This window comes from Mucilaginibacter sp. 21P (assembly GCF_019331605.1).
GTDB lineage: Bacteria > Bacteroidota > Bacteroidia > Sphingobacteriales > Sphingobacteriaceae > Mucilaginibacter > Mucilaginibacter achroorhodeus.
This window is the reverse complement of sequence record NZ_CP063061.1, coordinates 863698-883939: the sequence shown is the minus strand read 5'-3', so window position 1 is coordinate 883939 and position 20242 is coordinate 863698. Positions and strand designations below refer to the sequence as shown.

General features: G+C 44.0%; 18 protein-coding genes. 9 read left to right on the top strand and 9 right to left on the bottom strand.

The window, feature by feature from the left end:
• Window positions 1-169: 169 nt before the first annotated feature.
• The 4 genes from pfkA to INP83_RS03880 form a co-directional block, all read right to left on the bottom strand.
• The gene (gene pfkA / locus INP83_RS03895) at window positions 170-1147 is read right to left on the bottom strand and encodes a 6-phosphofructokinase (protein WP_146269437.1); all 978 of its coding nucleotides are present in this window, start codon (window positions 1145-1147) and stop codon (window positions 170-172) included.
• Between the two features lie 102 nt (window positions 1148-1249).
• Window positions 1250-2986 carry a protein-disulfide reductase DsbD gene (locus INP83_RS03890; protein ID WP_255563250.1) on the bottom strand — a complete coding sequence of 579 codons (1737 nt, stop codon included), beginning with the start codon at window positions 2984-2986 and terminating at the stop codon, window positions 1250-1252.
• A gap of 20 nt (window positions 2987-3006) precedes the next feature.
• Window positions 3007-3456, bottom strand: coding sequence for a protein-disulfide reductase DsbD domain-containing protein (locus INP83_RS03885; protein ID WP_186458687.1), 450 nt, complete (start codon window positions 3454-3456; stop codon window positions 3007-3009).
• A gap of 1 nt (window position 3457) precedes the next feature.
• Complete coding sequence (locus INP83_RS03880) at window positions 3458-4183, bottom strand: biotin--[acetyl-CoA-carboxylase] ligase (protein WP_255563303.1); 726 nt, start codon at window positions 4181-4183, stop codon at window positions 3458-3460.
• Between the two features lie 92 nt (window positions 4184-4275).
• On the opposite strand from INP83_RS03880, the gene rsfS reads away from it, so the two are divergent.
• The 3 genes from rsfS (at window position 4276) to INP83_RS03865 (ending at window position 7580) form a co-directional block, all read left to right on the top strand.
• Window positions 4276-4650 (top strand): ribosome silencing factor, encoded by a 375-nt coding sequence (rsfS, locus tag INP83_RS03875; protein WP_146269440.1) that lies wholly within the window; start codon window positions 4276-4278, stop codon window positions 4648-4650.
• Between the two features lie 54 nt (window positions 4651-4704).
• Window positions 4705-6825, top strand: a complete 2121-nt coding sequence (gene ftsH, locus INP83_RS03870; protein WP_146269441.1) for an ATP-dependent zinc metalloprotease FtsH — start codon at window positions 4705-4707, stop codon at window positions 6823-6825.
• Between the two features lie 116 nt (window positions 6826-6941).
• Window positions 6942-7580, top strand: a complete 639-nt coding sequence (locus tag INP83_RS03865; RefSeq protein ID WP_219126372.1) for a lactate utilization protein — start codon at window positions 6942-6944, stop codon at window positions 7578-7580.
• Between the two features lie 13 nt (window positions 7581-7593).
• Here INP83_RS03865 and INP83_RS03860 read toward each other — a convergent pair whose 3' ends face one another.
• Entirely contained in the window at window positions 7594-8673 is a 1080-nt protein-coding gene (locus INP83_RS03860; protein WP_255563249.1) for a metallophosphoesterase, read from the bottom strand.
• Window positions 8674-8787: 114 nt separating this feature from the next.
• Here INP83_RS03860 and INP83_RS03855 point away from each other — a divergent pair, with 114 nt between their 5' ends.
• The gene (locus INP83_RS03855; protein ID WP_219126370.1) at window positions 8788-9858 is read left to right on the top strand and encodes a PA0069 family radical SAM protein; all 1071 of its coding nucleotides are present in this window, start codon (window positions 8788-8790) and stop codon (window positions 9856-9858) included.
• Between the two features lie 12 nt (window positions 9859-9870).
• Here the strand turns inward: INP83_RS03855 and INP83_RS03850 are convergent, their stop codons facing one another.
• From INP83_RS03850 to INP83_RS03840, 3 genes are read right to left on the bottom strand one after another with little or no spacing between them, the layout of a single operon-like run.
• Window positions 9871-11097, bottom strand: coding sequence for an alanine dehydrogenase (locus INP83_RS03850; protein ID WP_219126369.1), 1227 nt, complete (start codon window positions 11095-11097; stop codon window positions 9871-9873).
• A 48-nt stretch (window positions 11098-11145) separates the two neighbouring features.
• Window positions 11146-11562 (bottom strand): tRNA (adenosine(37)-N6)-threonylcarbamoyltransferase complex ATPase subunit type 1 TsaE, encoded by a 417-nt coding sequence (gene tsaE / locus INP83_RS03845; protein ID WP_219126368.1) that lies wholly within the window; start codon window positions 11560-11562, stop codon window positions 11146-11148.
• 14 nt (window positions 11563-11576) lie between these two features.
• Window positions 11577-13130, bottom strand: a complete 1554-nt coding sequence (locus INP83_RS03840; RefSeq protein ID WP_219126367.1) for a PglZ domain-containing protein — start codon at window positions 13128-13130, stop codon at window positions 11577-11579.
• Window positions 13131-13271: 141 nt separating this feature from the next.
• Here INP83_RS03840 and INP83_RS03835 point away from each other — a divergent pair, with 141 nt between their 5' ends.
• The 5 genes from INP83_RS03835 (at window position 13272) to INP83_RS03815 (ending at window position 18564) form a co-directional block, all read left to right on the top strand.
• Window positions 13272-14498, top strand: a complete 1227-nt coding sequence (locus INP83_RS03835; RefSeq protein ID WP_219126366.1) for an HD domain-containing protein — start codon at window positions 13272-13274, stop codon at window positions 14496-14498.
• Window positions 14499-14558: 60 nt separating this feature from the next.
• Complete coding sequence (lpxD, locus tag INP83_RS03830) at window positions 14559-15602, top strand: UDP-3-O-(3-hydroxymyristoyl)glucosamine N-acyltransferase (protein ID WP_219126365.1); 1044 nt, start codon at window positions 14559-14561, stop codon at window positions 15600-15602.
• Window positions 15603-15666: 64 nt separating this feature from the next.
• Window positions 15667-17064: a bifunctional UDP-3-O-[3-hydroxymyristoyl] N-acetylglucosamine deacetylase/3-hydroxyacyl-ACP dehydratase gene (locus tag INP83_RS03825; RefSeq protein ID WP_146269450.1), complete on the top strand. Its 1398-nt coding sequence runs from the start codon at window positions 15667-15669 to the stop codon at window positions 17062-17064.
• A 2-nt stretch (window positions 17065-17066) separates the two neighbouring features.
• Window positions 17067-17852: an acyl-ACP--UDP-N-acetylglucosamine O-acyltransferase gene (gene lpxA, locus INP83_RS03820; protein WP_146269451.1), complete on the top strand. Its 786-nt coding sequence runs from the start codon at window positions 17067-17069 to the stop codon at window positions 17850-17852.
• An 82-nt stretch (window positions 17853-17934) separates the two neighbouring features.
• Window positions 17935-18564, top strand: coding sequence for an ATP-binding cassette domain-containing protein (locus tag INP83_RS03815; protein ID WP_219126364.1), 630 nt, complete (start codon window positions 17935-17937; stop codon window positions 18562-18564).
• A 217-nt stretch (window positions 18565-18781) separates the two neighbouring features.
• Here INP83_RS03815 and INP83_RS03810 read toward each other — a convergent pair whose 3' ends face one another.
• Window positions 18782-20086 carry an amidohydrolase gene (locus INP83_RS03810; protein WP_219126363.1) on the bottom strand — a complete coding sequence of 435 codons (1305 nt, stop codon included), beginning with the start codon at window positions 20084-20086 and terminating at the stop codon, window positions 18782-18784.
• Window positions 20087-20242: the final 156 nt, after the last annotated feature.

Below are 20242 nucleotides of genomic sequence, written 5' to 3'. Positions count from 1 at the left end.
GGAGGGGTGCGCAGTGATAAGCGAAAAGGCAGGGAGGCGTTATTCGCACCACGCAGAAACCCCTCTCTACACCCTCCCAAGGGAGGGAATCGCACGAGGCCCCTCGCGATGACACATTTTGATGCATAAAAGGAGAAGCCCACTCGATCGAGTGGCCTTCTCCTTTTATTTATATCGAAAGTATCTCTACTATCTTCAACAAGTTTGGGTTTATCTCTTCTACATGCTTGCAGGCATGCTCAAAAGGTGTGTAGCTGATCTCATTATGAATAATGCCGATCATTTCGTTGCGGTGACCGTCGCGTAGTGCTTCAACGGCGGCAACACCCATACGACTTGCCAACACCCTGTCCATACATGAAGGGCGACCGCCGCGCTGGATGTGCCCAAGGATGGATACGCGTGTATCATAATGCGGGAAACGCTCTTTAACCTGTCGGCCTATCTCAAAGGCACCACCGGCATCATCGCCTTCGGCAACTATTACAATTTTTGATAATTTATCTTTTCGGCCGGTCTCTAAACGTTCGCATAATGCGCCGATGTTAGTTTCCGTTTCCGGGATCACAATGGCTTCAGCTCCTGATGCAATACCGGTACGCAGGGCAATTAACCCAGAATCGCGTCCCATCACTTCGATAATGAACACACGGTCGTGCGATTCTGCGGTATCACGGATCTTATCTACTGCATCAATAACGGTATTTATGGCAGTATCGTAGCCAATAGTAAAATCGGTACCTGCCAAATCGTTATCAATTGTGCCGGGCAAACCAATTACCGGGATATCATACTCTGCACCAAAAATGCGTGCGCCGGTAAAAGTACCATCGCCACCTATAGCCACTAAAGCATCAATTCCGTGGCGTTTTATCTGGTCGTAAGCAAGTTTGCGTCCCGCAGGGGTTCTGAACTGTTCGCTACGTGCGGTTTTTAATATTGTACCACCACGCTGAATTATGTTGGCTACAGATTTACGGTCCATAGAGAACAGCTCACCATTGATCATACCCTCGTATCCACGGCGGATACCTGTAACATCAATACCGTAATAATATGCTGAACGAACAACCGCGCGGATAGCAGCATTCATGCCAGGCGCGTCACCACCGGATGTAAAAAGTCCTATATTTTTTATTTGCGTCATTTGTAAGAAGGCGCTTTAAAAGTCTGTACAAAAAGAGATACTCTACTAAACACATGTGATAAGGTGTTTTTTGTAAAGTCAGCGCGAAGTTACATTATTTTTTTAGTTAAGGCTCACTTTTTTGTAAGCCGCAATGCCACTGTCAAGATATTTTATAAACTCCGGGATGTTCTGATTTGCGCCTTGAGGCGGCACCAAGGTCTCTCCTTTTTCGTTGATTATCACGTAGTAAGGCTGCGCATTCGAATGGTATTTAGCGACTTCAAAATCAAGCCATTTGTTACCAATTGTGGTAGCTTTTTTACCGCGAGATAAAAGCAGGTCGGTTTGCTCACTTGCCGGCAGTTCGGTTTTATCGTCGATAACCAATTGCAGCATTACAAACTCATTTTGCAAACGTTTAAACACTTCCGGATTAGGGAAAACGTTTTGCTCCATTAACCGGCAGTTAACACAGTTCCATCCGGTAAAATCTATCAGAATCGGCTTTTTTAATTGTTTTGAAACTTCAACCGCCTGGTCGTAATCATACCAGTCATCAATCCCTTTAACCTTTGGCAGCCGTTTAAAAATCTCTTCGTATTTTTTCTCTTTGATTGTTGTTGTGGCGGTTGCCGGTGCAGCAGTTGTTGAGGAACCAGCCCCAAGCGTCAGGTCAAAATCCTGTGTACTTAATGGAGGTAGCAATGCACTGATCGATTTAAGTGGAGCTCCCCACAAGCCCGGGATCATATATACCGTAAATGCGAAAGCTGCCATCGCAAAGAAAGTACGTGTAACGGTTAAATGCTGCACATCGCTATCGTGCGAAAATTTGATCTTTCCTATCAAGTACAAACTCATCAAGATGCCAATAGCTATCCATATCGATAACACCACCTCTCGGTCTATCAGATTCCAATGGTAAGCCAGGTCTACATTCGATAAGAACTTCAGCGCAAACGCTATCTCTATAAAACCAAGAATAACCTTAACACTATTTAACCAGCCTCCGGATTTTGGTAAACTTTTTAATGCCGAAGGGAAGGTAGCAAATATGGTAAAAGGCAAAGCAATAGCCAGCGAGAAGCCAAACATCACCACTGCGGGTGCAAGTCTGTCGCCTTTAGTGAATGCGCTCGAAAGCACACCGCCAATGGCAGGGCCGGTACACGAGAAGGACACTACCACCAATGTAGCAGCCATGAAAAATATCCCCGCAAAACCACCTTTATCTGAGTTGGCATCAAGCTTATTCGCTAATGAGCTTGGCAGCGTAATTTCGAATGCACCAAGGAACGATGCACCGAATACGATCAGCATCAAAAAGAAAAAGAAGTTAAATATGCCATTTGTAGCTAAGCCATTCAAAGCCGTTGGCCCAAATATAATGGTGATCAGCAAACCGAAAACCACGTATATGAAGATGATACAAAGCCCATATAAGCAAGACTGCCAAATGGCCTTAGCCCGCGTGCCCCCCTTTTTGGTAAAGAAACTCACCGTTAGCGGCAACATTGGATAAACGCATGGCAGCAGGAATGCCGCAAAACCACCCAGGAAGCCTATGATAAACAATTGCCAAAGGCTTTTGGGAGAATCGGTACCATTATTGGTCACACCATCTTTAGTTGCCTTTTTTAAAGAATCTGCTTTTAGTTTTGCTATGGAGTCGGCCTTTTTAATACCCTCGGCCATTTCCTGGCTTTTAGATGGCGCTTCGGTAAACTGTACATCACCGGTTGATACGGTGTCTGCTGCTTTTTGCATTGCATGTGCCGGCTTTAGTGCAATAGCAAAAAACAGGGCTAAAAATAAAACGGTATATCTGAAAAGGCCTCGGCCTGTAGCTGATGTCATCTAAAGCAGTTCTTTATAAATTATTTAACAGGGATGCTGAACTTCACCTCATCCGGCGGAAGGCACTTGGTATCGTTACAAGTCATAAATTCAACCTTACCGGTAACTGTAGTAGCTTTAGCTTTGAGTTTTATTTTTTGCTGAAATATTACTGAATTTTCAAAGAAACCAACATTCATGCTAAACACTTTTTCGTAACGTGTTATAGGTGTTGGCTCAATGGTTTTGCCAACCAAAGTATATTCTTTAGATGGCGTGTAAGTGAAAGTGGTTTTAACCGGCCCACCCTCTTTCACTGTTTGAGAGTATACATGCCAGCCTTTATCAATAGTGGCCTTTATAAGCAAGGTAGCCTCGGTTGGGCTGGTCCTTTTTGCGGCAAATGCCCAGGTAACAGGTGCTTCTATTTGTGCTTTGGCACCTACAGAGAATACAAATAATGCGGCAACCGCTAAAAGTAATTTCTTCATCTTAATTGTTTAAAAATTCTATCTCCTTTAAATTGTAAAGCCGCTCACCTGCATCAGTATGCACAACAAGCAAACCTTCATCTGTAACATTTTTTATTACGCCTTTGAATGTTTCACCGTTCGACTTAAATAAACGCTCTTCGTTTAATCTGTACAAACGGCTCTGGTACAATTCACGTATCTGAGCAAACTTACCCATTCTTAATTGAAGGTAATAACCCTCAACCTTATTGCAAATTTGAGCTAAAATAGTTTTTAAATCATAATCCCTCTGTAATATCTTCTTAATTGATGTTGCATTTGTTGCCGATGGATGAAAATCTTCCTGATTTACATTGAGGCCTATCCCAATAATGGAATGCTTAATGCGACTACCTTGTAAAATATTCTCGATCAGCATGCCGCCAAATTTATTGTTCTGATAATAAATATCGTTAGGCCATTTTATCTTTAAGCTGTCACGCAGCAGGGGGTATAAAGCGTCATATACACCCAGGCTTACGGCGCGGGTAAGGTCAAACTGCTGTTGTACCGATAAAAAGCCGGGATTTAAGAGTATGCTGAAAGTTAAATTTTTACCCGGTTGGGCATGCCAGGTGTTATCACGCTGGCCTCGGCCGGCAAATTGGTCTTCTGCCATAATGACGGTACCCTCTGGTAGTGGCGTGGATTTTGACAAAAGATTTTTAAGGAATGTATTTGTTGAGTCAACTTGTTTAAGCTCCACCAAATTTTGTCCAACAAATAATGCCGAAAATATGTTATTTTGCAACGTATAATAATTTAAAAACCAAAATCGTTCAAAACTAAATCTTTTTGATGGTAAAAAGTAAAGTGATAAATGAGTCTGCCTACCTTTCTGAACTGGCCATACATGGCATGCAGGAGAAAAAAGGGAATGAACTGGTCAGGCTCGATCTTAGAAATATAAACAGTTCGGTAGCAGATTATTTTGTAGTTTGCCACGCCGATTCAGCCACGCAGGTAAAAGCAATAGCCAACAGTGTTGAAGATGAAATATACAAAGCTTTACAAATAGAGCCCTGGAGAAAAGAGGGGCTTGAGTATGGCGAGTGGATATTACTTGATTATGTAGATGTAGTGATACATGTTTTCCGTACGGATAAACGCGAGTTTTATGGCGTTGAGGACCTGTGGGGAGATGCTGAGATACAAAGTTATAAAAGCGCTTAAGCTCAACTATAGCATCGTTATTATTTTACCAATAGCCAATTGAGCTTGTAGAAAATGGAAATTAAAGACAAAAATTCTGATAACCAGAAACCTTTACGCAAGGTTCCGAATAAAAAAATCGCACCGAAGCCCCCTAAATTTAATTTGATGTGGCTATATGCCATATTAATAATTGGCTTACTGATAGTACCGCAGCTTTGGGGCGGCAACACCGGCAAACAGATAGACTTTCAAACGTTTAGCAATACCATGCTTAAAGCCCATGATGTTGACCACATTGTGGCCTACAAAAGCGGCGATCTGGTAATGGCCGAAGTTTACATCAAAAAAGACAGCCTTAGTAAACCGAAATATTCTGACGTTAATAAACCACAGCGTGGTTTTGCCATGAGCAATAGCGAAAGCCCGCAGTATTATTTTACTGATGCCAGCTACGAAAGCTTAAAGCAATCATTAACCGCTGCAGAAAAAGACCTGCCCGATGCGCAGAAAACACCTGTTAAATATGAGCAAGGCAAAGAGAACCTGCTAAGTAACTGGCTGGTACAATGCGTTATTATGGCAGTGCTACTGGTTGGTGTGTGGTTATTTATCATGCGCCGCATGAGTGGTGGTGCAGGTGGCGGCCCCGGTGGCCAGATCTTCAATATCGGTAAATCAAAGGCTACACTGTTTGATAAAGAATCGCAGGTTAATGTGACCTTTAACGATGTTGCAGGCCTTGAAGAAGCCAAACAAGAAGTGATGGAAATTGTGGATTTCCTGAGAAATCCAAAAAAATACACTAATCTGGGTGGTAAGATACCTAAGGGTGCACTACTGGTAGGTTCGCCGGGTACCGGTAAAACCCTGCTTGCAAAAGCAGTTGCCGGCGAAGCACAGGTACCTTTCTTTTCGCTGTCAGGTTCTGATTTTGTGGAGATGTTTGTTGGTGTGGGTGCATCACGTGTTCGTGACCTGTTCCGCCAGGCTAAAGACAAAGCACCATGTATCATCTTTATTGATGAGATTGATGCAATTGGCCGCGCACGAGGTAAAAACAATATCGTAGGTGGTAATGATGAGCGTGAGAACACGTTGAACCAGTTATTGGTTGAGATGGATGGTTTTGGAACCGACTCTGGTATCATCATACTTGCTGCAACCAACCGCCCTGATGTACTGGATAGCGCCTTAATGCGCCCGGGACGTTTTGACAGACAGGTATCTATTGATAAACCGGACCTGATAGGCCGCGAACAGATATTTAAAGTTCACCTTAAACCTGTCAAGGTTGCCGAAGGTGTTGATGCTAAAAAGCTATCGGCACAAACACCTGGTTTCGCCGGTGCAGAAATTGCTAACGTTTGTAACGAAGCTGCTTTGATAGCCGCCCGTAAAAACAAAGAGGCGGTTGAAATGCAGGATTTCCAGGATGCTATTGACCGTGTTATCGGCGGCTTGGAGAAAAAGAACAAGATCATCTCTCCGGAAGAAAAACGGATTGTTGCCTACCACGAAGCTGGCCATGCCATTGCAGGCTGGTTCCTGGAGCATGCTGACCCATTGGTTAAGGTATCTATTGTTCCCCGCGGTGTAGCTGCATTGGGTTATGCACAATACTTGCCAAAAGAGCAGTTCTTGTATACTACAGAGCAATTGCTTGATGGTATGCGCATGACCATGGGTGGCCGCGTTGCAGAAGATATCGTTTTCGGTAAAATATCAACAGGTGCACAAAACGACCTTGAGCGTATCACTAAATTAGCTTATGCCATGGTAACTATCTATGGTATGAATGATAAGGTTGGTAACGTATCATTTAACGACACCCAGGGCGAATACCAGTTTAACAAGCCTTACTCTGATAAAACATCAGAACTGATAGATAACGAGGTTCGTACACTGATTGGTGACGTTTACCAAAGCACTAAACAGTTACTGATAGACAAGCGTGAAGGTTTAGAAAAATTGGCCAACAAACTGATTGAAAAAGAGATCCTGTTCCAATCAGACCTGGAAGAAATATTGGGCAAACGTCCGTTTGATAACCGTACCACTTATGATGAATTTGTGAACGGACCAACAGACTCTAACCAGGATCCGGCTGCCCAAGGCCTGGTTCATGAAGGTGTAAGCGATCATTCTGGTACATTTAACCGTAACCCTGAAGAAACAGACACGACTAAAGAATAAAACAAGCAAATGCTTGAAACTAAAAAGTCAAAAGTTCTTATCGAGCTTTTGACTTTTTAGTTTAGTGCAAGTAGGCATTGCATTTTTGACTTTATAATTTCGATTTTTGACTTACTATGCGAGATATCACCACATCAAAAGAAAAACTTTTAAAAAAAGTAAGGAAGGCCCTTTTAGAGAAGCGTGATAATCCTTATCCTAATCTTGAGGAACTTCCGATGTATGTGGAGACCGGGGAAATGCCGGAAGTGCTTTTTGCGGAAAATTTCACCAATGTCAACGGCCAGTTCATTTTTTGTGAAGATGAGGTGCAATTTATAGAAAACCTGCTTGAGTTGGCCGAAGAGCGTAAATGGCATAAGATCTATTGCTGGGAACAACCGCTTCAACAGCTTTTATCCCAATATGAATATCCCTATTACGAAACAGATAAAGACTTTGACCAGGCCGAAGTTGGCTTTACGCTATGCGAGGCGTTGATTGCCCGCAGCGGCAGCATACTGCTCTCTAATGCTAATGCCGCAGGCCGCAGGCTAAGCATTTACCCGCCCGTGCATATTGTGCTTGCCTACACCTCGCAGATAAGAATGGACCTTAAGGATGGCTTTAAACTCATTAAAGAAAAATATGGCAGCCACATACCATCTATGATAACGCATATTACCGGACCAAGCCGTACAGCGGATATTGAAAAAATGCTTGTATTGGGTGCCCACGGGCCAAAAGAGCTTTTTGTATTTCTGCTGGATGGATAACCGGCAGTATACTTCAGCGTTTGATCTTTAATTTATCCAATCTGCATTCTTCCAGCACTACGCGCTCGCTTATTTTGTGTTTGTAGTTCCACTTAATTAGCCTGATGCAATAGTCTGATATCTCTATCCCGGTAATATCGCCATCATTAAAGCAGCAGCAGCCGGAGTTAAAGTATGAATCTAAATAGCCGTTGAAGTTTGGCTCCGTTACGCCTTTTAAGTGCAAGCCCGCTATCTGCCTTTCAATCTCGCTCATTTTAGCAACGTTATTTTCCTTGCGTGCTTCATCAAGATTATGATATAAGATTTCCAGATGGGTCATGGAGCAAAATACCGGCTGGTGAGTATGTCCCGTGATCAGTAGCGTGTTACTATGATTGCTGCTCCACTCGTACATCATTCGGTTATGATCTGTTTTGAATTGGTCATTGTAAGCAGGAGTGTTGGGGTTTATGGATAGATAGCCTTGCAGTGGCCCCCAAACATCAGATACGAACCATTTGCTAAACCAGTTGCCATCGCTTTGCAGATCGCCTTGATGGCCATGTGTCAGCAGTATCTCTAAGGGTTTATTCTTAAGTTCTGTTTTAAGTATTAGTTCTTCATAAACCTTTATGGCCCTGCCATAAATCTTTGTTAGGCTTAAGGCAGCTAAAGGATCGTTGTCCCAATAAAGATCATGGTTGCCAAAGAGTTTGATGAAACGATTATCATTAAGAAAAAGCTTTTCCGCTTCAAACGTTTTTTTGTTGTGCCGCTTTACGGTGACAAACAAATTCTCCCATAACTCCTCACTGTCACCAAGATTTATGTAGGTAAACCCTTTTTCATAATAGTGATGAAGTGCTGCAAGATAGTTTTGCTCGCATTTTGCAAAAATATCAGCCCCATCGCGTGCACCTTTATGCTGGTCTGAAAAAATGATGAATTTATCTGCGCCCGCATCAAAAGGGATAAGCGGCCCTTTTTTACCCGGATTATCATGAACATCACGACAAAGATCGGTAAGGGCGTTGTTAACACGTTTTTTATTGGGCCTGGATGAAAACGAGTTCGCCAGGTTTGAGACAAGCTTATAAAGTAGGCGTTGCAAAAACCGGCGCATGTAATTTTAACATGTACCACGGTGTTTTGTGTTGATACTTTCGGCAATAAAACAATTAGATACAATTGCTATTTGCTAATAATATTAGCAAATTTATTTTCTATGTCACACGAGGAAAATCCTGAATTTTTTAAGGGCCGCGGCGCTCAGGTAAATACGCATAACCGGTTTTTGAAAAGTAAATATGTGCAGGAGCACATTGAGGGATTAGATGAGCAGATGCTGGAGAACATCCACACCCAGTTATTTGAGGAAAATCCTAAAAAAATAGTAAGCGAATCAAATAGTCCTGACCTTAGTCATTTTGTGTCTATAAACCCATACCAAGGCTGCGAGCACGGCTGTATCTACTGTTACGCCCGCAACAGTCACGAATATTATGGATTTAGTGCAGGGCTCGACTTTGAGCGAAAGATAATTGTTAAACGTAATGCTGCAGAACTCCTGGAAAAGCATTTTAATAAAAAGGGGTATATCCCTGTACCCATCGTATTATCCGGCAATACGGATTGCTACCAGCCTATTGAGCGTAAACTGAAGATCACACGCTCGTTACTGGAGGTATTCCATAGGTATCGTAACCCGGTTAGTATTATCACAAAGAACAACGTAGTGTTGCGCGACATTGATATACTAAGCGATATGGCCCGGATGAAACTGGCTCACGTTAACGTTTCTATCACATCCTTAAACGAATCATTACGCCAGAAACTTGAACCAAGGACGGTTACCGGCATGGGCCGTTTAGCGGTTATTCAAAGACTATCAGAAAGTGGCATTCCCTGCAGAGTAATGGTGGCGCCAATTATACCGGGTTTAAACAGCAATGAAATTCCGGATATTATTAAAGCCGCAGCTGATAGAGGTGCTGTTTCAGCGGGGTTCACCATTGTGCGCCTAAACGGTGCCATTGCAGAGATATTTACAGATTGGGTACACAAAGCTTTTCCAGACAGGGCAGAGAAGATCTTAAATATGATCAAAGCCTGCCATGGCGGCAATTTGAACGACACTGATTTTGGCCGGCGTATGAGCGGTGATGGCCATATAGCAAACTCCATTCACCAGCTTTACCGTATGGCTTGCGTTCGGTTTTTAGCCGGCCGGGAGATGCCTGCTTATGATCTGAGTTTATTTACCCCAAAGGGAGGGAAACAGACAAGCATGTTTTGACATCAAGTAATATCAATGATTTGATACCACCAGCAGATCCAGATCTTTGCTTGGGATGTTGAAGCGCTCGCCAATGTATTTGTTGGTTAGATGGCCCTGATATATGTACACAGCGTTACGTATACCGGTTTTTTGCCAGATCAAATTCTTAAGGCTGCCCTGCTCGCCAATATCAAGCAATATGGGGGCAAAAATATTTGTTAGCGCATAAGTGGCAGTACGCGCTACACGAGATGCAATATTAGGTACGCAATAATGTATCACATCGTACTTACGGAAAACGGGGTGTGTGTGATTGGTGACTTCAGATGTTTCAAAGCATCCGCCCTGGTCTATGCTTACGTCAATAATAACCGAATTTGGTTTCATACGGCTTACCGTAGCCTCTGACACGATACAGGGACTGCGGCCATCATCTGCACGCATAGCACCTATAGCTACATCACAGGTGGTGATGGCTTTTTCCAATACAATTGGCTGCACAACAGATGTAAACACACGTGCGCCTATATTATTCTGCAAACGGCGAAGTTTATAGATAGACGGATCAAATACTTTTACTTCTGCGCCTAATGAGATGGCAGTGCGCGCGGCGTACTCACCAACGGTACCTGCGCCAAGTATAACTATTTCGGTAGGCGGTACGCCGGTAATGCCACCCAGCATCAGGCCCTTCCCTTCAAAAATATTACTCAGGTATTCTGCCGCTATCAAGACAGATGTTGCGCCAACTATCTCGCTCATGGCGCGTACCACGGTTAATGAACCTCCCTCGTCTTCAAGGTGTTCAAAACAAATGGCAGTAACCTTTTTTTTGATTAGCGCATGCAGGCTTTCGGCTTTAAGTGTAGCCAACTGCAGGGTAGATATCAACAATTGCCCCGGCTTCATCATTTCTATCTCCTCTGCGGTGGGAGGAGCTATTTTAATGATGATATCGGCCTCGTAAACCTTTTTGGTATCGTAAACAATTTCTGCGCCTTGTTCGCTGTAATTGTTATCAGTAAAATTTGCGGCCTGGCCTGCGTTACTTTCCAGGTAAACGCTATGGCCATTATTGACAAGCAGGGCAACAGACAGTGGCGTTAATGCAATACGGTTTTCCTGAAAAGACGTTTCTTTAGGTATACCAATGTATAGCTGCTTTTTGTTGCTTTTCACTTCAAGCATTGATTCCTGCGGCTGCATCATTGCCTGCCTTGCAACGCTTGTGAACCCACTGTATTTCCCTGCACTCATAGTGTGTTAGTTTTTCCGGCTGATGAAGATACGAAAATTATACTTTAGCTAAAAGTTTTCAACCGTGATGAGGCGCTCGTGCTGGTCCTGGATATGTATCCTCACACCGGTATACGTATCTGGCACCAGGTCGGCAATTTTTTCGGGCCACTCTATAAAACAATAGTTTCCTGAATAGAAATATTCCTCATATCCCATATCCAAAGCTTCACTATATTGCTTTAAGCGATAGAAGTCGAAATGGTAAACAGGCCCATCCTTGCCTTCGTATTCATTAACGATTGAAAAGGTTGGGCTGGTAACATCATCTGTTACCCCAAGCGCAGCACATATAGATTTGATAAGCGTGGTTTTACCCGCGCCCATCTCCCCGTAAAATAAAAAGATGCGGTTTTGTCCCGCTTCTTTTAAAACCTTTTCAGCAGCATCTGCCAGATCATTAATGGTTTTAGTGTGTATTTCCATCAGCGCCAAATATCTTATTTATTGCCGTATGTTACTATCGGGATGATCATTTCTTCTAACGAGATACCGCCATGCTGGAACGTCTCGTTATAAAAGTTTACAAAATGATTGTAATTGTTAGGATACACAAAGTAGCTATCGCTTTTAGCGAACACAAAGCTTGAGCTTACATGCAGCTTGGGCAGTTGGGCATCATGCGGGTTACGGATATGGAACACCTCCTTAGGATTAAAATTCAAATTTTTACCTTGTTTATACCGCAGGTTGGTGTTAGTGTTACGGTCGCCAATGATCTTGCTTGGGTTTTTAACGCGTATGGTACCATGGTCTGTAGTAATGATAACCTTCACCTGTTTTTGAGAAAGATACTTAAGCAGATCAAAAAGCGGGGAGTGCTCAAACCATGATAATGTTAGCGAGCGGTATGCAGGGTCATCGCTGGCCAGTTCGCGGATCATCTGCATGTCTGTACGGGCGTGGCTCAGCATGTCAACAAAGTTGTATACCACTACGTTCAGCTCGTTGTTCATCAGGTTATTTACCGATTCGTTAAGCGCCCGGCCTTCATCAATGTTCAGTATTTTGTGATACGAGTGTTTAACATCACGGCGCATTACACGTTTTAAATGATCGGCCAGGAAATCGGCTTCGTAGAGGTTTTTACCACCTTCATCCTCATCATTCTGCCACATTTGCGGATAACGGGTTTCCATCTCCAGCGGCATCAGGCCCGAGAAGATAGCATTACGCGCGTACTGTGTTGCAGTTGGCAAAATACTGTAATAGGTTTCTTCCTCTTCTAAGCGGAAGTATTCAGAAATAAGCGGATTGATGATCCTGAACTGATCATAACGTAAATTATCGATCAGGATAAAGAAAACCGGCACTTTGCTTTCCAATTTAGGGAATACCTTCTTTTTGAAAAGCTGCGGTGAATTTACAGGAGCTGTATCGGGGTTTTTTAGCCAGCCCAAATAGTTCTTCTCAACAAACTTGCAAAACTGCACGTTTGCTTCGGCCTTTTGCAGGGTCAATATCTCGTGCATTCCGCTATCCTGCAAGGCTTCCAGTTCAAGTTCCCAGTAGATCAGTTTTTTGTAAACCTCAACCCATTCACCGTAGCTCAAATTGTCATTAAGCGTCATACCCAGGGTGCGGAAATCCTGCTGGTAGGCCATGGTTGTTTTTTCAGTAACCAGGCGTTTATTTTCGGTAAGCTTTTTTATGGTAAGCAATATCTGCTTAGGGTGCACGGGCTTTATCAGGTAGTCGTCTATCTTTGAGCCAATAGCATCTTCCATCAGGTACTCCTCCTCATTTTTGGTGATGAGTACAATGGGTATATCGTTGTTAAGGCCCTTTATCTGTTGCAAAGTTTCAAGCCCCGTAAGGCCGGGCATATTCTCATCCAGGAAAACCAGGTCGAAATATTTTTTCTTAAACTCTTCAACAGCATCGTTACCATTGGTTACGGTAGTAACTTTATAACCTTTCTCGCTCAGGAACAGTATATGTGGTTTAAGCAGATCTATCTCGTCGTCGGCCCATAGGATTGTGGTTTCCTGCATAATATCTTTATTTTTACAACCCTATAACCGTAAGGTTGTAAGTTTTGTTGTAAAAATACGCAAAGGATTAACATTTATTAACAAATACAAGATGCTTGTTTTGTCATATTTAGCCACCTTTGCAGCCAGAATACCACGCATTTGAATAAGAAAAAAATCATTAACGATCCGGTTTACGGGTTTATAAGCATACCTACCGAACTGGTTTACGATCTGATAGATCACCCATACTTTCAGCGTCTCAGGTACATCAAACAGGTCGGGATGACCCACCTGGTTTACCCCGGCGCTTTGCATACCCGTTTCCATCACGCTTTGGGTGCAATGCACCTGATGGGTTTGGCTATAGAAACTTTGTGCAGTAAAGGCCAGGAAATAAGCCCGGAAGAAAAGGAAGGTTTGATAATTGCCATACTGCTGCATGATATTGGCCATGGCCCGTTTTCGCACGCGCTGGAGCATACCATAGTTGAGGAAATAAGCCATGAGGATATTTCTCTGATGCTAATGGATAAGCTTAACGAAGAGTTTAACGGACAGCTCAATCTTGCCATCAGCATCTTCAGGGGCAAGTATCACAAAAAGTTTCTGCACCAATTGGTAAGCAGTCAACTGGATATGGACAGGATGGATTACCTTAACCGGGATAGCTTTTTCACAGGCGTATCAGAGGGCGTAATCAGTTCAGACCGTATCATTAAAATGCTGACAGTTAAAAATGATATGGTTGTTGTGGAAGAGAAAGGGATCTACTCGATAGAGAAATTTCTGATAGCCCGCCGGTTGATGTACTGGCAAGTTTACCTGCACAAAACCGTAATTGCTGCCGAGCAGTTGCTTTGCAAAATATTTTGCCGGGCCCGTGAGCTGGCCCTGGCCGGGGAACGATTCCCGCTTACACCTGCGTTAAGTTATTTCCTCGATACAGAAATTGACAAGGCCGAGTTTATGACTAACCCTGCACACCTTGAGGTATTTGCCAAGCTTGATGATACCGATGTAATGACCGCTGTAAAAATTTGGGAAAACAAAAGTGATTGGGTGCTTTCCAACTTGTGCAAAAGGTTTATAAATCGCAGCCTTTACCACACCGACATTACATCCGGACATCCTGATGAGCAATTTGTGAAAGAGCTTACCGGCAAGGCAATGCAAAAATATGGCATTACGGAGCACGAAGCATCGTACTTTGTGTTTACAGACAGCATCAGGAACAACGCTTACAATAAAGGGGATGGCAGTATCCATATCCTGAAAAAGGACGGCAGTATTATAGATATTACGCTGGCAAGCGATAACTCAAATCTTGAGGCCCTCTCCACAACGGTAAAAAAACACATACTGTGTTACACCAAAGACCTGCTTTGAAACGTATTATGCTAAAACTTAATAATTTGTTGCTTTAGTATTAACATTTAACTTTGTACGATGCAATTTACTGCCAAAGATATAGCAGCGCTGCTTAACGGAACCGTTGAAGGTGACGAACTTGTTGCGGTTGACCAACTCGCCAAGATCGAGGAAGCCCAGAAAGGCTCCCTTTCATTTTTGGCTAACCCAAAGTATGAGCAGTTTCTTTACAGCACTAACGCGTCTATAGTAATTGTAAATAATACTCAACAGCTTACCGGCCCTGTAAACGCCACCCTCATAAGGGTAGAGAACGCGTATAGTGCGTTTACGCTGCTTTTGGAAAAATACAACACTTTTAAACTATATAAAGAAGGTATTGAGCAGCCAAGCTTTATCCACGAAAGCGCCACCATTGGAGAAAACGCTTACATAGGAGCATTCGCTTATATTGGGCAGGGTGTTAAAACCGGTAAGAACTGTAAAATATATCCTAACTGCTACATTGCAGACAACGTTATCCTTGGTGATAATGTAACGCTTTTTCCCGGTGTGGTGGTTTACTTTGATTGTGTAATTGGCAGCAACGTGATCATCCACTCGGGTGCCGTTATCGGTAGCGACGGCTTTGGCTTTGCTCCAAACGGGGATGGCAGCTACACCAAAATTGCACAAATAGGTAACGTTATCATTGAAGACAATGTTGAGATAGGTTCGAATACCACAATAGACCGTGCTACCATGGGTTCGACTATCATCCGCAGAGGTGCCAAGATCGACAACCTGATCATGATTGCCCATAATGTTGAAATTGGTAGCCATACGGTAATGGCGGCTCAATCGGGCATATCAGGAAGTACTAAGATAGGGTCGAGAGTAGTTATTGGTGGCCAGGTAGGTTTTGCCGGCCATTTAAACATTGCAGATGGCAGCCAGTTTGGCGCACAAACAGGTATTAATCACACTATAAAAGAAGAAAATAAGCAATGGGGCGGCTCTCCGCATCTGCCATACAAAGATTATCTTCGTGCCCACGTAAATATCAGGCGCTTACCTGATCTGGAGCTGCGTGTGCGCGAGCTGGAGAAAATGATAAAAGACTTAAAAAAAGATGTTCAGTAATTCTGGCTCATCGGTATACTAACCAATGAACTATTGAACCAATGAACGAATGAGCAATATAAAAATGAACGTAAAACAAAGAACTATTAAGGCACCGGTATCAATATCCGGCGTTGGTTTGCACACAGGCCAAAACGTTACCATGACCTTTAACCCTGCACCTGAAAAGCATGGGTATAAATTCCGTCGTGTTGATTTGCCCGGCCAGCCCATTATTGACGCCGATTGCGATAACGTTACGGATACCTCACGTGGTACCACGCTAACCCAAAACGGCGCGAGTGTTAGTACTGTTGAGCACGTGCTTGCCGCCTTGGTTGGTTTGGAGATAGACAACGTGCTGATCGACATGGATGCACAGGAAACCCCTATCATGGACGGTAGTTCTATTCAGTTCATTAATGCTATTGAAGAAACCGGCACTGTTGAACAGGATGCCGACCGCGAATATTATCACATCCCTTATAATATCCACTATTCTGAGCCTGACCGTAAAGTTGATATGGTAGCCATGCCTTTAGATGATGATTACCGCTTTACCTGTATGGTTGATTATAACTCGCAGGTTTTGGGTAGCCAGCATGCAACCATCTCCAGCCTTAAGGAATTTAAGCGCGAGATCGCATCAAGCAGAACTTTCTGTTTCCTGCATGAGCTTGAAATGCTGGTTAAGCACGACCTGATAAAAGGAGGCGACCTTAACAACGCCATTGTAGTGGTTGATAAGGATGTTGATACAGAAGAATTAAGCCACCTGGCAAAATTATTTAACCGCGCAGATATCAGTGTTGCACCACAAGGCATCTTAAACAATATCGAGCTTCGCCACCAAAACGAACCGGCACGCCACAAGCTGTTGGATATGATAGGCGACCTTGCGCTGGTTGGTGTTCCGCTAAAAGGCCATATTATGGCGGCCCGCCCCGGCCACGCTGCAAACGTTGCCTTTGCTAAAAAGATAAAGGCACTTATCAAAAAAGAACGCAGCCGCAAGCATGTAAAGGTTTATGACCCTAACATGAAGCCGGTGTATGATACGGTACAGATCATGGAGATATTACCGCACCGCCCGCCGTTGCTGCTTATCGATAAGATCCTGGAATTGACCAAAACCCACGTGGTAGGTTTAAAGGCAGTTACCATGAATGAGCCTTTCTTTGTGGGCCACTTCCCGGGTGCACCGGTAATGCCGGGTGTTTTGCAGATTGAAGCAATGGCGCAAACAGGCGGTATCCTGGTACTAAATACGGTTCCCGATCCGGAAAACTGGTTAACGCTTTTCCTTAAAATTGAAAATGCAAGATTTAAAGACAAGGTTTTGCCGGGTGATACGTTAATATTCCGTTGTGACCTGGTAGCACCTATCAGAAGGGGCATTGCCCAAATGAAAGGTATTGGCATGGTGGGCGAGAAAGTTGTGGTTGAAGCCGAGCTGATGGCGCAAATAGTTAAATACAAGTAAATATGATACAGCCGTTAGCATATATACACCCTCAGGCCAAAATTGCCGATAACGTAGTTATCGAGCCCTTTGTTACTATCCACAAAGATGTGGAGATAGGCGAAGGTAGCTGGATAGGGTCAAACTCTGTTATTATGGATGGTGCGCGCATAGGTAAAAACTGCCGCATTTTTCCGGGTGCGGTTGTGTCTGCGCCACCGCAGGATCTTAAATATAAGGGTGAGGCAAGTACCGTTACCATTGGTGATAATACGGTTATCCGCGAATGCGTAACCCTTAACCGTGGTACCGCACTTGATAAAAACACTACCACCATAGGTAAAAATTGTCTGTTAATGGCCTATACTCACGTTGCACACGATTGTGTTATTGGCGATAACGTGATCATTGCTAACGCAGTACAACTGGCCGGACACATCAACGTGTATGACTATGCTTTCATCGGCGGAACATCTGCCGTTCACCAGTTTGTTGAAATTGGTGCACATAGTATGATATCCGGCGGATCGCTGGTGCGTAAGGATGTACCGCCATTTACCAAGGCAGGCCGCGAGCCATTGTCTTACATCGGCATCAATTCGGTGGGTTTACGCCGTAGAGGGTTCTCTGCCGAAACCATCAGCGAGATACAGGAAATCTATCGCATCATCTTCCTTAAAAAATACAACATCACCAAGGCCCTTGACATTATCGAAGCCGAATTTAACCCAACCGTTGAGCGTGACGAGATCGTTAACTTTGTTCAGAACTCGCAACGCGGTATCATGAAGGGTTTTGGGTCGGTGTAATTGTTGAGTTGATAGTTCATGGTTCATAGCGAACTGTAAATGCTCTTTGTACTGTGGACCATCAACCATTAACCATGAATTATTGAAAATCTCCCTCCAAAATATAGGCCGGCGGTTTAACCGCGAATGGATCTTCAGAGGTATTGATTATACTTTTGAAGGGCCGAAAAGCTATGCTATTTTGGGATCAAATGGGTCGGGTAAATCAACCTTGCTGCAGGTGCTTAATGGCAGTCTTCATCCATCAGCCGGTGAAATAAAATATAGTAATGCCGGTGCGGATATTAAACCGGAAAACGTATTCAACTATTTAAGCCTTGCGGCTCCCTATCTGGAAGTGATCGAGGATTTTTCTTTGACGGAGATGATCGATTTTCATTTTAAGTTTAAGAAGTACCGGCCAGGCATAGACAAACAAGTCGTTGCCGATATCCTGAACCTGCAGGGCAGCAACAATAAATTGATCCGCTATTTCTCCTCGGGCATGAAACAGCGCTTGAAGCTGGCATTAGCCTTTTGCTCCGATACGCCGATGCTGATGCTGGATGAACCTACATCAAACCTCGATAACCAAGGTATTGACTGGTACCTGAGCCTGATAGAACAATACAGCGCCGGGAGGTTAACGATTATCTGCTCAAACCAGGAGCATGAGTATAGTTTCTGCGATAATACGTTGAGTATAGCGGATTATAAGAGGGTTTCTGTGTAATCTGAAATCTGTTAAATTGGGTTGCTCCTACGGAGCAAAAAGCAATCAATTACTTTTCTACAAAGCGGTCGTCCCTACAGGACAGCATATCTTCAAATAAACATAGGCTTAGATACCGGCGCTTTTTATACCTCGTTAGAGGTTACCGCTTTGTAGCCCGGAACAAATAAAATGTTTTGCTCCATAGGAGCTATCCCTCGAAATGTGACCATTCAAATTACTTGCCCTTCCCGGCCATATAATCGAACGTTAAATTACACAAAGTTTTAACGCCGAGCGTGAAGCCGCTTTCATCGATGTAAAAATCGGGCGTATGGTGTGATGGTGCTGTTAAGCTGTTGCCTCCCTTAGGCATGCCTCCTAAAAAGAAGAATAGGCCAGGCACCTTTTCCTGGTAAAAGCTAAAATCTTCTGCACCGGTTACCGGTGGCACCAGCAGCACATTTGCTTTCCCTGCGGTTTCCTGCAGGCTTGGCAGCATCTTTTGTGTGAGGGCGACATTGTTAAACGTAACCGGGTAATGGTTACTGTATGGCGCCCAAACTTCGGCGGTTGCTCCATAAGCCTCAGCTGTTTTGGTAGCTATGCGTTTTACGTTTTCGTTTATCAGCTTTTCATCGGCCGGGGTAAAGAAACGTAACGTGCCCAGCATCTCTACATTCTCAGGGATGATATTGAAACGGGTACCTCCCTTGATAGCGCCTATAGTAACCACTGCAGGGTTCTCGGTAATGTTTACATTCCGGCTTACAATGCTCTGCAAAGAATTGATGATCTGTGCCGATACTAACACAGGGTCCACGCTCTGCCATGGGTATGCTCCGTGTGATGATTTCCCTTTAACCACTATCTTCAGATCATTAACGCCGGCCATCGTACCGCCGGGGCGATAAGTGAGTTTTCCTACTTCAACTGCCGAGGATATATGCAGGCCAAAAATGGCATCAACCTTTGGGTTTTGTAAAACGCCTTCTTTAACCATTTGCTCTGCACCGCCTTTTTCCCCAACAGGCACACCTTCTTCAGCCGGTTGGAAGATAAACTTCACCGTACCATGCAGATCTTTCTTCATGCCGGAAAGCACCTCCGCCACACCCATTAAGATCGCCATGTGCGAATCATGGCCGCAGGCATGCATGGCGCCTACTTCCTGTCCGTTATATTGCGTTTTAACTTTTGAGGCAAAAGGCAGGTTAACCCGCTCGGTAACCGGCAGGCCGTCCATATCAGCCCGTAAGGCTATCACCGGCCCGGGATGCCCACCTTTTAGCAAACCTACCACGCCGGTTGTTGCTACACCGGTTTGTACCTCAATACCTAAAGACTGCAAATGTTCGGCAATAATGCCCGATGTGCGAACCTCCCGGTTGCCCAGCTCCGGATGCTCATGAAAATCACGCCGCCAGCTGATCACTTTTTGTGTGATCGCATCTGCTTTTTTCGATGCTTCAGTTTTAAGATTTACGTGCGCAAATGCGGGAAGTGACAGGGCAGCAAGTGAGATAAGTAGCAGTTTCTTCATGCCTGGGCGGGTTTGTATCGCTAATATAAGAAATCCAATCCATGTGCGCTTGTCCTTGCCATAAGTGCATTGGCAACTAAGTAACCCCTCCCTGCCTTTACGCTTTTCCCGCCGCACCCCTCCCCAAAGAGGGGAAAAGTTGTAAGCTTGCAGATG